Here is a 12,434-nt window from a genome sequence, read left to right on the forward strand (position 1 = left end):
AGGACATAGTTATCGAGGTTGGGCATATTAGTACCCTTGAGATTTCAAGCTGCTGTATGCCCTCCTTTGGGCTAAGTTGGTTACATCGAATTTGTCTTTCTTATACAAAAAAGCCATCATTCTGAGAAATGATGGCTTTTTTTGAATCTATTAATTGAACAATCAGACATTAGCGAGCGGGTATGGTTGGTGTTATTTCTTGTTCATCCTGTCCGTTGACGGTATGTGTTGCACTGCCTCTTTTAATGGCTAATGCATTTTTTTTGCTTCTAGAAGTCAGCAGCATTAAATAGCTCATTACGCCAAAAAAGCAAGCTATGAATAAGGCATGTGCCAATGCAATATATAAATTCTGTCTGGAAAAAATAATAAAGGCTCCAGCGGTAACTTGTAAAAAAACGAGAATGAATGCAGAAATCCAACCGCCATATATTACTTTTTGATGTTTGTAATATTTATGTGCAATAAACGCCACGTAAGATACCCAAATGAATAATGCCCCAGCAATGGATCTGTGACCCATCTGAATCCATTCATAAAGGTTGGAAGGGAGTGCAAGGTTGTCATTTACACATAAAGGCCAATCCTTACAGATTAAACTAGATTCTGTATGTCTCACAAGTGCACCCGTATATACGACTATTAGGGTGAAAATTAGTATACCAATAATATGAAAGCTCATTCGCTTATCAACTATAAGTTTTTCAGCTTCGAACTTCTTGTCGACTTCAAAAATCAAAAGTGTTAATAAAAAGACAGAAGCAAAGGAAATTAGTGATATACCAAAATGGAGAGCCAGAACGAAATCAGATTGTGACCAAAGAACCGCTGCTGCTCCAATAAGCCCTTGAAGAACTAGAAAACTAAAAGAAATAACAGATAAAAAGCGTGCTTCACGTATATGCCCTATTTTTCTCCAAGACATATAAGATAAAATTAAAACCATGAATCCTCCAGCACCTGAAACAAGTCGATGGGAAAGCTCAATAACTAATTCAAGCGTAATTTTGTCAGGGATCAATTGACCATTACACAGTGGCCAGGACCTGCCACATCCCATGCCTGAATCCGTCTTAGTGACTAAAGCTCCACCAAGTAAGATGAAAAGCATTACAATCGTAGTTAAAACAGCAAACCATTTAAGAGACGATTTCACTAGAAGTCCCACCTTTTTCTCTGGAGCCAAATTAGTTAGTTCCATAAATTTCATAATTTAATAATAGCATAAGATATTACATAAATATTTGTCGAACTTTCTTGATATTACACAAAATAGAATGATTTTACAAGTTCAGTTAAAATTATACCTATTAAATAAAACGCCTGAAATAGTTGAAAGTTACAAGAGACTTTGATAGAAATAAAGGGAGTGTAAATCTTTAAGTAGGAGCAAAATAGAGATATAGCCTAGGGGATGATGATAATAACTGACTTTGTATGTTATTAATAAAAGACATGAAACACCAGCAAACACAGTAAAATTCATGCGACACAAATTGGTCAAAAATTATCCGAAAAAATTTCACAAAAGCTTCCAAAAATGTGTTTTAATATATTGAAGAAATGATTTTACTAAATTTTACTGTTATTAAGCATGATATAAAGAATAAAAGCTCTCAAAGGATTCCATTGACAACGGTCATTGGTAAATAGTTTACTTTTTGTTTACGCTTCCTTGGTTACAAATATCGAAAAGTATGAAATAATGTTCTATAGTATCGTAAGTAACTTTTTTTACATTTGCGTCTTTGGTGAATGATTTAAAGGAGGAAAACAAATGTCAGAAACAAGGGGTATGTCAGAAGCTGTCATGAAGGACAGTAAAGCCGCCCTTCAATCGGATATACCGGAAACAACAGTTTGGAAGGATTTTCTCTCACTTATTAAAGTGGGGATTGTCAATTCAAATATAATTACAGCTTTTACCGGCGTATGGTTAGCCCTTCATTTTTCAGGGCTTAGCTTCTTAAGTAATCTTGATGTAGTGTTTTATACGCTTGCAGGCTCGGCGCTCATTATGGCTGGATCTTGCAGTTTTAATAATTACTATGATCGTGATATCGATCATTTAATGGAAAGAACGAAAAATCGGCCAACAGTAACTGGGAAAGTACAGCCTTCAAAGGTATTGGTGTTAAGCTTTGGCTTGATTGCTGCTGGACTAATTTTACTCGCTTTGACTAATATGACAACTGCCATAATCGGTGCATTTGGCGTATTTGCCTATGTTGTCTTATATACTATGGTTTTTAAGCGGAGATTTGTCTCAAATACAATTATAGGCAGCATTTCCGGTGCTGTTCCTCCACTTATTGGCTGGGCTGCCGTTGATCCTGGTCTTGATACTATGGCGTGGGTTTTGTTCGCTATTATGTTTTTGTGGCAGCCTCCTCATTTTTATGCACTTGCAATGAGACGTGTTGAAGAATACCGTGCAGCGGGAGTACCAATGCTTCCAGTTGTGAAAGGGTTCAAGGCCGCAAAAAAATCGATTATGTTATGGATTATTGCATTAATGTTTATTCCTTTCTTTTTAACACCTTTAGGTACTCCGTTAGTTGTTCTGGCTGCTTTATTGAGCACAGGTTGGCTTATTTTGGGAATAAAAGGGTATAGAAAGAAAGATGATGTTAAATGGGCAACATCCATGTTTGTATATTCTTTAAACTATATGACCATTTTATTTGTAGCGATGGTTATTGTCACACTCATTTAGTATTAGTTAAATAATGTATATTGCAGCCTGTTCTTTGACAGGCTGCAGCTTACTTATCAATAATTGTCCACTAACCGCTAACCATACATATAAAATGAGAACGCATCAAGAGAGTACTTCATAAGAGCGGTTACATGTGCTATTTTAATAATTCCTTAGATTAGGGATTCTTTCTTTTTTTTAGAAATTGACATAGAGAGAATATTCGCAATTGCGCCCATTTTTATTTTTGTGAGAAAATTTTGACGAAAGAGGGGTTTCTGAAGCTATGAAAAAAAGGCTGCACAAATGGCGCCTAATTGCTTTGCTGGGTATTGTAGGACTTGTCCTTTCGGGCTGCGGCGAACCATTCCTATCCGCGCTGAAGCCAGCTGGCAATGTTGCGCAATCTCAGTATGATTTACTGATATTGAGTACGTTAATCATGGTACTGGTTATTATTGTTGTGGTTATTTTGTTCGTTGTAGTGTTACTACGCTTCCGCCGAAAGGAAGGCGACGAAACAATACCAAAACAAATTGAAGGAAGTCATAAACTTGAAATTATCTGGACTGTTATTCCTATCCTTCTTTTAATTGTTCTGGCTGTTCCAACTGTCGTCACAACTTTTGACTTAGCTGACACAAAAGCAATGGATAAGAAAGATAAGGATGGAAAGACGAAGGACGCACTTGTAGTAAATGTTAGAGCGAACCTTTATTGGTGGGAGTTTGAATATCCAGACCTTGGTGTTGTTACAAGTCAGGATTTGGTCGTACCAACTGACCAAAAGGTATATTTCAATTTAACTGCTTCAGATGTTAAGCATTCATTCTGGGTACCGGCTGCCGGAGGAAAGATGGATACAAATACAGATGGAGTTAATCAGTTTTTCTTAGAATTCGATAGTAAAAAGGCAGAAGATTCGAACAATTTATTTTACGGGAAATGTGCTGAGCTTTGCGGACCTTCCCATGCTTTGATGGATTTTAAGGTGGTAACAAAATCTAAATCCGACTTTGAAGCATGGACTAAAGATATGAAGTCTGCAAAAGAACCCACTGTTACTGGTGATTTAGCAAAACAGGGTGAAGACGTCTTTAATCAAAGCTGTATCGGTTGTCATGCGGTTACGCCTAATGACAGTAGACCTGAGGCTGCCCGTCAAGCTCCGAATCTGGCTACATTTGGTGAACGTGAGAAAGTAGCTGGAGTTTTGGATCATACTGAACAAAATGTGAAAAATTGGATCAAGGATCCTGAGAAGTATAAACCGGGTAACACGATGACCGGTACTTACGGTGAACTTTCAGATTCACAAATTAATGCACTTGCAGCTTATCTTTTACAGCTGAAGGTGGAAGGAAAATAGAACATTGATTAAGGAGGTTAAATCGTGAGTACGTACGCTAATAAAAAAGGATTTGGCGCTACGATTTGGGATTATCTGACAACGGTAGACCATAAGAAAATCGCCATCTTATATCTTATTTCTGGCGGATTGTTCTTTGTGATCGGCGGTTTGGAAGCGATGTTTATTCGTATCCAGCTTGCAATCCCAAATAATGACTTTGTAAGTGCCGGATTTTATAATGAAATTTTGACCATGCACGGCACGACGATGATTTTCCTGGCAGCCATGCCATTAGTATTCGCTGTAATGAATGCAGTTGTGCCATTACAAATAGGGGCTCGTGATGTTGCGTTCCCATTTTTAAACTCATTAGGTTTTTGGTTATTTTTCTTTGGAGGTATATTCTTAAATCTTTCATGGTTTCTAGGAGGGGCACCTGATGCGGGCTGGACATCGTATGCATCACTTTCTTTGCACTCTGAAGGCCATGGTATTGATTTTTACGTCCTAGGATTACAGATATCCGGACTGGGAACATTAATTGCAGGGATCAACTTCCTTGTAACCATTATAAATATGCGTACGCCTGGTATGACCTACATGCGTATGCCGCTGTTTACATGGTCAACGTTTGTTGTTTCTGCATTAATATTATTTGCTTTTCCTCCACTTACTGTAGGATTAGTGTTAATGATGTTTGACCGGATGTTTGGCTCGAATTTCTTTGATGTAGCAGCTGGAGGTAATACGATTATTTGGGAGCATTTATTCTGGATATTCGGTCACCCAGAAGTATATATTCTGATTCTTCCGGCGTTTGGTATTTTTTCTGAAATTTTTGCGACATTCTCTCGAAAAAGATTATTTGGTTATTCATCGATGGTATTTGCTACCGTTTTAATCGGTTTCTTAGGTTTCATGGTTTGGGCCCATCATATGTTTACAACTGGTTTAGGTCCTATCGCAAATGCAATCTTTGCGGTGGCTACCATGGCTATCGCTGTACCAACAGGTATTAAGATATTCAACTGGATTTTTACGATGTGGGGAGGAAGCGTCAAGTTCACGGTTCCAATGCTTTATGCAGTTGCCTTTATTCCTACATTTACCATGGGTGGCGTAACAGGTATCATGCTCGCATCCGCACCTGCTGATTATCAATACCATGATAGTTATTTCGTTGTTGCCCATTTCCACTATGTAATTGTCGGTGGGGTTGTATTAGGTTTATTGGCTGGAATCAATTTCTATTGGCCGAAGATGTTTGGAACTATGTTAAATGAAAAATTGGGGCAAATCACATTTTGGACGTTCTTGATTGGTTTCCATCTAACATTCTTTATTCAACATTTCTTAGGGCTGATGGGGATGCCTCGTCGCGTATTTACATTCTTGGACAATCAAGGTCTCAATACAGGTAATATGATTAGTACCGTTGGAGCCTTCTTAATGGCATTTGGTGTCTTGGTAATGGTCATCAATATAATCATTACATCTGTGAAAAATGAAAAAGTAGGCAATGATCCATGGGGAGATGGTCGTACGCTTGAATGGGCAATTCCATCACCACCGCCATTTTATAATTTCAAACAACTTCCGCTTGTGCGTGGTTTAGATCCTTACTGGGTTGAAAAAATGGAAGGGAAAACGGAAATGACTCCTGCAGAACCACTTGGGGATATCCATATGCCAAATTCATCTATTCTTCCTCTAACGATTGCTTTCGGTTTATTTGTAGCCGCATTCGGTGCTTTATATAATATGGATGATAAGACATGGACCCTACCTATAATCATTGTTGGACTTTTGATTACATTTGGTTCAATGTTAATTCGTTCCGTTAAAGACGATCATGGATACCATATTCATAAAGAAGACCTTATGGACGATAAAGATAAGGGAGGTAAGGCATAATGCAATCAGATGAAAGATTCACGGATGCTACTTGGCCTGCTTCTCCCGAGAAAGCGACTTTAGAAGGTAAAAATAAGTATTTGGGATTCTGGTTGTTTCTTGGTGGAGAGACGGTATTATTCGCCTCACTATTTGCAACTTACCTTGCTTTAAAGGATAAAGTTCCAAATGGTGATGCAGCCCTAGCAAAAGATTTATTCGAATTACCACTTACTTTTGTTGCGACTATGCTGTTATTGACTAGTTCATTAACTAGTGTGTATGCAATGTATCATATGAAAAATAATCACTTTAAACAAATGCAGGCTTGGCTTGTGATTACGGTTGCACTTGGTTTTGCTTTCCTAGGTCTTGAGATTTATGAATTTAATCACTATGTTCATGAATATCATCATACTTTTACGAGTAGTGCGTTCGGCTCCGCTTTCTATACGTTAGTCGGCTTTCACGGAGGACACGTTGCTTTCGGTTTGATGTGGATCATTTCGCTGATGGTTCGTAATGCAAGAAGGGGCTTGAATTTATATAATGCGCCTAAATTTTATGTTGCGAGTCTATATTGGCATTTCATTGACGTAGTCTGGGTGTTTATCTTTACAGTCGTATACTTAATGGGAATGGTGGGATAACTGATGGCGAATGAACAATCAAATTCAGCGAACCCGAATGTCGATTTAAAATATCGCCGTAAGAAAAATGCTGAAGAGATGAAACATCAAGTGATATCATTTACACTTATGATTTTCTTTACATTAATTGCTTTTGCTGCAGTAGGAATTGAAGGATTTTCACATTGGTTCATTAAACCAGTCATTTTGCTACTGGCAGCCGTACAAGTGGTTTTCCAATTGTATTATTTTATGCATATGAAGCACAAAGGGCATGGTACTATTGCATTGTTTTTATTCTCTGGACTTGCAGTCGGCTTAATAACTGTTCTTGTTTTCACAACGATTGTTTGGTTATAAACCATAAAGAAAATCGGCTATTGATTAATAGCCGGTTTTCTTATGTCTTGTTCATTTGTTAGGAAAATAATCCAAGTTTATCTATATTTGTTACTAAGTTTTATTTTAGGTATAATGGAAGTAAGAAAAAGTTTATGACGAGGTGATTTTTTGTCTATTGATATTTTCGGCTTTCGTGCTTTGTGGAGTCCATACTATTTTGCCGCCCTCGTACTTATAACGGTTGGATATTTTTGGTTGGTGACAAAATACAGAGGGAAGTTTCCGGGTGGTTCATCGCTTTCCGTAAAGCAGGTAACTTATTTCTTAATAGCAATGTTCCTTCTTTATATGGTAAAGGGTTCCCCGCTGGATTTATTGAGTCATATCATGTTCAGTGCCCATATGTTTCAAATGGCTCTGCTTTACTTGGTGATTCCGCCATTATTTATCATTGCGATACCAGACTGGTTCTGGAGATCTTTCATAGGTTCAAGGGGAGTGAAACCGTTATTTCAGTATTTCACGAAACCCCTCGTGGCTCTTTTACTATTTAATGTCCTTTTCTCGTTGTACCATATCCCGTTAGTTTTTGACTTTATTAAAACGGGGATGTGGTTTCATGCTGGCTACACGGCGATCTTATTTACGACAGCAGTTCTGATGTGGTTTCCTCTTGTTAATCAACTTCCAGAACAAGAAAGTCTATCAGGTGTTAAAAAAGTAGCTTATATTTTTGGCAGTGGTATTTTAATGACACCAGCTTGTGCATTAATCATTTTTGCTGATTATCCGATGTATGATACGTTTACGAATGCTGAATCATGGGCCAGTGCGATGGAGCTTTGCGTGCCTGCTTCAGCATTGTCCAATTTATCACTCAGTGGTCCAGAAATGTTTAATGGGCTGCCGTTGCTTGAAGACCAGCAGCTTGGCGGGGTACTTATGAAGGTTATTCAAGAAATCGTTTTAGGATATGTTTTAGGAGTCATTTTCTTTGCATGGTTCAAAAAGGAAAATGGAGAGCAAAATGGGATCGATCCGATTCCTTCAGAATTTCAGACTGTAGAATAGTCGTATCATAAAGGACTTGTCTAGTAACGGACAAGTTTTTTATGATGTTATCGCCATTACGGTAATGCCTAACGAAGACTTTAATAGGGAAAAGTGGCCACCTTTTTTTAAAATCGTAAAAGCTAGTGATTAGTCTTAGCTTTTCTATAAAAGTGAGCATTCTGTTAATAATCTTTGATTTTATTGTATTTTATGATTACCTCTTATAAAATGGTAGTTGATTAATAAATATAGAGAGGACTACAATTCTTATGTCTTTACCAATCCTTCCAACGATAAGTACAGCTTTCATTGTATTAAGTGCCATCACTGTTGCAATAGGCTGGTATCAAATTAAACAGCGCAAAATCGAGACCCATAAGAAGACAATGATGGTAGCTGCGGTTTTTGCGGTAATCTTTTTCACTATCTACCTTTCACGAACAGTCTTTATTGGTAGTACGTCATTTGGTGGACCTGATGACATTAAAATTTACTATACGATTTTTTTGATTTTCCATATAACGCTTGCTACGACAGGAGCTGTTCTTGGAATTATTATGCTTACCACTGGGTTTAAAGGCAATTTTGCCATCCATAAAAAAATTGGGCCTACGACAAGTATTATTTGGTTTTTCACTGGAATCACTGGAGTAGCCGTTTATATTCTGCTTTATGTCATTTATCACGGTGGAGAAACAACATCTTTAATAAAGGCAATTCTAGGGTTTTAAAACAAAGAAAAAGCCTGGTGCAAAAAAGCATCAGGCTTTTGTTATAGGTATTTAAAAAAGAGAGAGCATCTATAGACACCCTCTTTTTTCACTGTATTTTTTGCTAAAGGCATTTACAGGCCATTAAATTGTGTGAGTTCTTCTTTGATCTGAGCCAGGATTTTTTCACTTTGCTTCACTAATGAAGCAGGGAAGTCCTCTCCTTCGCCGTATTCAACGCCGTGTGGATAATAGTGTTTTCCTAATAGAGGAACCATTAGTTTGATGACGGCTCTGTGAGCGCCTACATCGCCTTCTGTAGCAAAGCCAAGTATTCGCAGATAGAACGTGCCTTCTTTTATTTCAAATTTACGATCGTAACTAACTCTTTCGTAATCCCATTGTTCTGCACGTATTAAACCATATTGCGGCATTAGGTCATCTAGTCGGTTTAAGTCGGCTGTGATGTTCTCGATTCCAAAGCTTTCAAATTTCACGAGTAGTACCTCCTATGTTTACATTTGAGAATTAAAATGACATACCAGGAAAATGTTATGTACATAAAATATTTAAATAATTCTCCAGTATGTTTATAATATACCATTTTATCCTATATTTTATAATAGTACGAAATGGTGGAAGTTGCAATGAACTCAAACATGGTATTTTCATCATTCACAAAAGTTACACTTTTTAATAATAAATTAAATGAAGTGGCATTCCATTGTAAATTAGAAAATTATGATTGAACAATGATATAATCAGAAAAGAAAGATGTGAGCATTGTATACATAAATTAGATAGAGAGAGGGAGTGTTCCTCTGCGCGGGTTAGGTAAGGTAACGGTATTAATTATTATCTTTTTTGTAATCGGTATTTATCTTAATATCGGCGGTGAAGATGAAGGTAATCCCCTAATTGATGGTAACAAAGGTGTTAACCCTAATGAACATATAAATGAGAAAAGTACTTCTTCTGAAAAAGAGGTGACTGAAGCTACAGAAGGTTTGGCAGTTACAATTGGGAAAAATACGAAAGAGATAGAAAAAGAATTCGGAGAACCTGATCGAATTGATATGTCCGCTTATGGCTATGATTGGTGGGTTTATAAAAAAGACTATAGTAATTATTTTCAATTAGCCGTTGAAAATGAAAAAGTGATATCTGCATATGGTATAGGTGATAAGGTTAATGTTGCGCCATTTAAAATCGGACAATCCATTGATGCCATCTATTCTAGTTTGTATGTAGAACCAACTGTTGATATTGAGGTTGGAGATAGTTCCTATCGTTTTGAATTGTCGGAGGAAGATATGAACATGAGGCCTTTGATTGAACTTGGGGATATTCATGTACAGTTGTATTTAGATAAATTCTCAGGAACGGTTTCAAGTGTTCGGTTTTTGAATGATTCTACCCTTTTAAAACAACAGCCTTATGAGTTGACCTACCATGGTAAGCTTGTGAAGGTTGAGGATCTATCTGAGAAAGACTGGGAAAAGGTGGAGGAAGGCAACGAACAGCAAATATTCGATATTACGAATATCATGCGTAGCAGATTTGATTTGAAGCCTCTAGAATGGGATGATTCTGCAGCTGAAGTTGCTTACCTTCATAGCCGTGAAATGGCGGATATTCCTGAAGGAACAAACGTCCCTGAAACAAAAGGGGATTTGGAAAAGCGTCTGAACGCAGGTCACGTTAAATACAGCTCTGCAGGTGAAAATATTGCTAAAGATTATGTGGATGCAGCGGCAGTCATGGAAGGCTGGCTAAATAGTAAGGGCCATCGGGATGCGATGCTGAATGAGGACTTTACAGGCTTGGGTGTTGGGGTTTATAAAAAGTATTATACACAGAATTTCATAAGAAAATAAAAATGGATCCCTTATGGGATCCGTTTTTATTTTCTAATTATTATATTTTCAAGATGAAAAAGTTGCCTGTCGATACCGCGCAAAGTTCGCCATCATCGCGGTATACCTTTCCTTCGACGATTATCGTTTTATTGCCTCTATGTATTAACTCACACTTACATGTCAAATGATCACCAATAGCGGGTTTTACATACCGAACTTGTATATCTGTCGTTACTGTAGCGTACCCTTCTGGAACTGTTGAGTTGGCAAGGATTCCCATGCCTGAATCTATCAAGGTAGCAATCATTCCGCCGTGGGTAATCTTCAATTCATTATGTACAAGTGGTGTGTTAGGCATGGTCATTGTAAGTGAGGTATCCTGTTGGCTTACATCCTTATTTAACTGCAATAGGCTTGAAATATAGGAATACTTCTTTTGTTCTCTTTTTGCTTGTATTCCTGAGATTATTCCCGATAAAACGGCTAACTCTGTTTCATCTGCTGACTTTGCCAGTTTTTGAAAGTCTTCGACTAAATCCCTGAAATCTATCATGAAAATACCCCCTCATTTTCTAATATTATACTATAAGGAAATGCAATTAAATTCGGAATAGAAATGCCATGCACTTTTTATTTCATTTTAGCATATGGTGAACATAGGCGATGTCTTAGTGTGAGGTGAGAGTAATGGCAAAAAAAAAGCGCCCCTCCGTCGATGGATTTCGGGAGTTTGTCAAGGAGCATCCTTATTTAGTAAATGAAGTGAGAAACAAGCAAGCAACATGGCAGGAACTTTTTGAAGAATGGTACTTACTCGGAGAAGATCATTCACGCTGGCAGGCTGACGGCAGTGTGAATGAATCTATAGTGAAGTCTGAACCTCAATCACAGCCGGTAGAAAAGGGAGATCAAAGTACGGAGTTGATAGGTTCGTTAATGAGTGCAGTTAAAAATATGGATATGGGTCAGATACAACAATATATTACAAATGCCAATCAGGCAATTGGGGCAATACAGGGAGTGCTATCGGCTTTCCAAGGGAATAAATCAGGAGGTGATTCCAATCCGCCCCCGAAGGATAAAGGGCAGAGAACGAATCCATTCATATTTAACAAAGATTAAGTAGTGAAGAGGGGAGGGCTTTTCATGCGCCAGAATGTATATGAATTTATTCAAACAAATGAAGATATGCGTAATTACTTGAGGGTTCAACCTGCATGGTACAAAAGGTTAATGCGGAATCCTCATGAAGTGGACGTATTCGAAACGGAAGCGAAATACTATTTTGAGAAGTCGATACCACATCGGGTTTCTAAATTTTCAGAAAGCGTTCAGGTTGCTTCCATGATGCTTCATATGTTTCAAGCGATGAATACTCCAGGCGAATGAAGAAAAAAAGAGTAAATTACTCCTTTTGGCGAACAATAAAGGCAAAAGGGGGACGATGATATGAAAAGATTCATTATGGTTCTAACAGTGTTGATGGCAGCGACAGGTTGTGGAAAGAAAATACCGGAACCTGAAAATTTAGGAGCAGCTCTACAAAATGTTTCTAACTTAAAAGCTGCCACCACTGTATCAACCGTCCAAAATTTGGATGAGGACTTTCAGGTGAAAACTTTTGTGAAAGGGAACTCTGTATATGTTGAATGCTACCTAAAGGATTATGGTTTTTCTGAAACAAATCCTAAACAATTGGCAACTGTGTCGGTATCTATTGATAATCAAAAGAAAAAAGATATGCGGACAGCGGCTTTTATCTTAAAGGATGTTCCAAATGGCATGCATAAGATTAAGCTGGAGATTTTAAATGGTTCAGGTAAAAAAACAGGATTACAAAAAGAGTTTGAGGTACATATCACTTCCTCTATTTAATCAAACCATTAGCATCTGATAGGA

At 37.6% G+C, this 12,434-nt stretch carries 14 protein-coding genes; 11 read left to right on the top strand and 3 right to left on the bottom strand.

The window, feature by feature from the left end; translation table 11 throughout:
* Positions 1-169 precede the first annotated feature (169 nt).
* Complete coding sequence (locus tag AKG34_RS05770; RefSeq protein ID WP_053345200.1) at positions 170-1,156, bottom strand: COX15/CtaA family protein; 987 nt, start codon at positions 1,154-1,156, stop codon at positions 170-172.
* Between the two features lie 621 nt (positions 1,157-1,777).
* Here AKG34_RS05770 and cyoE point away from each other — a divergent pair.
* From cyoE to AKG34_RS05805, 7 genes are all read left to right on the top strand, one after another.
* Complete coding sequence (gene cyoE / locus AKG34_RS05775; RefSeq protein ID WP_053345201.1) at positions 1,778-2,716, top strand: heme o synthase; 939 nt, start codon at positions 1,778-1,780, stop codon at positions 2,714-2,716.
* A gap of 268 nt (positions 2,717-2,984) precedes the next feature.
* A complete protein-coding gene (gene coxB / locus AKG34_RS05780) occupies positions 2,985-4,067 on the top strand; it encodes a cytochrome c oxidase subunit II (RefSeq protein ID WP_053345202.1) in 1,083 nt (360 codons plus the stop codon).
* A gap of 24 nt (positions 4,068-4,091) precedes the next feature.
* Positions 4,092-5,963, top strand: coding sequence for a cytochrome c oxidase subunit I (gene ctaD / locus AKG34_RS05785; protein ID WP_053345203.1), 1,872 nt, complete (start codon positions 4,092-4,094; stop codon positions 5,961-5,963).
* Positions 5,963-6,592 carry a cytochrome (ubi)quinol oxidase subunit III gene (locus AKG34_RS05790; RefSeq protein ID WP_053345204.1) on the top strand — a complete coding sequence of 210 codons (630 nt, stop codon included), beginning with the start codon at positions 5,963-5,965 and terminating at the stop codon, positions 6,590-6,592. The genes ctaD and AKG34_RS05790 overlap by 1 nt, the downstream gene beginning before the upstream one ends.
* A gap of 3 nt (positions 6,593-6,595) precedes the next feature.
* Positions 6,596-6,931 carry a cytochrome c oxidase subunit IVB gene (gene ctaF / locus AKG34_RS05795; protein ID WP_053345205.1) on the top strand — a complete coding sequence of 112 codons (336 nt, stop codon included), beginning with the start codon at positions 6,596-6,598 and terminating at the stop codon, positions 6,929-6,931.
* 150 nt (positions 6,932-7,081) lie between these two features.
* Positions 7,082-7,984 carry a cytochrome c oxidase assembly factor CtaG gene (ctaG, locus tag AKG34_RS05800; protein ID WP_053345206.1) on the top strand — a complete coding sequence of 301 codons (903 nt, stop codon included), beginning with the start codon at positions 7,082-7,084 and terminating at the stop codon, positions 7,982-7,984.
* Between the two features lie 251 nt (positions 7,985-8,235).
* Complete coding sequence (locus AKG34_RS05805; protein WP_053345207.1) at positions 8,236-8,697, top strand: DUF420 domain-containing protein; 462 nt, start codon at positions 8,236-8,238, stop codon at positions 8,695-8,697.
* Positions 8,698-8,810: 113 nt separating this feature from the next.
* Here the strand turns inward: AKG34_RS05805 and AKG34_RS05810 are convergent, their stop codons facing one another.
* Positions 8,811-9,173: a YugN family protein gene (locus AKG34_RS05810; RefSeq protein WP_053345208.1), complete on the bottom strand. Its 363-nt coding sequence runs from the start codon at positions 9,171-9,173 to the stop codon at positions 8,811-8,813.
* A gap of 510 nt (positions 9,174-9,683) precedes the next feature.
* Between AKG34_RS05810 and AKG34_RS05815 the strand changes: the two genes are divergently transcribed.
* Complete coding sequence (locus AKG34_RS05815) at positions 9,684-10,553, top strand: CAP domain-containing protein (RefSeq protein ID WP_236694877.1); 870 nt, start codon at positions 9,684-9,686, stop codon at positions 10,551-10,553.
* Between the two features lie 40 nt (positions 10,554-10,593).
* Here the strand turns inward: AKG34_RS05815 and AKG34_RS05820 are convergent, their stop codons facing one another.
* Positions 10,594-11,088 (bottom strand): PaaI family thioesterase, encoded by a 495-nt coding sequence (locus AKG34_RS05820; protein WP_053345210.1) that lies wholly within the window; start codon positions 11,086-11,088, stop codon positions 10,594-10,596.
* A 134-nt stretch (positions 11,089-11,222) separates the two neighbouring features.
* Here AKG34_RS05820 and AKG34_RS05825 point away from each other — a divergent pair, with 134 nt between their 5' ends.
* Genes AKG34_RS05825 through AKG34_RS05835 form a run of 3 tightly spaced genes read left to right on the top strand, consistent with a single transcriptional unit; the run spans position 11,223 to position 12,410 of the window.
* Positions 11,223-11,657 carry a YlbD family protein gene (locus AKG34_RS05825; protein ID WP_053345211.1) on the top strand — a complete coding sequence of 145 codons (435 nt, stop codon included), beginning with the start codon at positions 11,223-11,225 and terminating at the stop codon, positions 11,655-11,657.
* Between the two features lie 24 nt (positions 11,658-11,681).
* Positions 11,682-11,924 (top strand): YlbE-like family protein, encoded by a 243-nt coding sequence (locus tag AKG34_RS05830; protein ID WP_053345212.1) that lies wholly within the window; start codon positions 11,682-11,684, stop codon positions 11,922-11,924.
* A 60-nt stretch (positions 11,925-11,984) separates the two neighbouring features.
* Positions 11,985-12,410, top strand: coding sequence for a hypothetical protein (locus AKG34_RS05835; protein ID WP_053345213.1), 426 nt, complete (start codon positions 11,985-11,987; stop codon positions 12,408-12,410).
* Positions 12,411-12,434 lie beyond the last annotated feature (24 nt).

It is taken from the genome of Peribacillus butanolivorans, from assembly GCF_001273755.1.
Classification (GTDB): Bacteria; Bacillota; Bacilli; order Bacillales; family DSM-1321; genus Peribacillus; species Peribacillus butanolivorans.

What these genes read in the sequence shown, in the direction of transcription:
- cyoE (WP_053345201.1), top strand. Translation starts at nt 1,778, where the DNA reads ATGTCAGAAACAAGGGGTATGTCAGAAGCTGTCATGAAGGACAGTAAA.
- coxB (WP_053345202.1), top strand. Translation starts at nt 2,985, where the DNA reads ATGAAAAAAAGGCTGCACAAATGGCGCCTAATTGCTTTGCTGGGTATT.
- AKG34_RS05790 (WP_053345204.1), top strand. Translation starts at nt 5,963, where the DNA reads ATGCAATCAGATGAAAGATTCACGGATGCTACTTGGCCTGCTTCTCCC.
- ctaF (WP_053345205.1), top strand. Translation starts at nt 6,596, where the DNA reads ATGGCGAATGAACAATCAAATTCAGCGAACCCGAATGTCGATTTAAAA.
- AKG34_RS05805 (WP_053345207.1), top strand. Translation starts at nt 8,236, where the DNA reads ATGTCTTTACCAATCCTTCCAACGATAAGTACAGCTTTCATTGTATTA.
- AKG34_RS05820 (WP_053345210.1), bottom strand. Translation starts at nt 11,088, where the DNA reads ATGATAGATTTCAGGGATTTAGTCGAAGACTTTCAAAAACTGGCAAAG.
- AKG34_RS05825 (WP_053345211.1), top strand. Translation starts at nt 11,223, where the DNA reads ATGGCAAAAAAAAAGCGCCCCTCCGTCGATGGATTTCGGGAGTTTGTC.
- AKG34_RS05830 (WP_053345212.1), top strand. Translation starts at nt 11,682, where the DNA reads ATGCGCCAGAATGTATATGAATTTATTCAAACAAATGAAGATATGCGT.
- AKG34_RS05835 (WP_053345213.1), top strand. Translation starts at nt 11,985, where the DNA reads ATGAAAAGATTCATTATGGTTCTAACAGTGTTGATGGCAGCGACAGGT.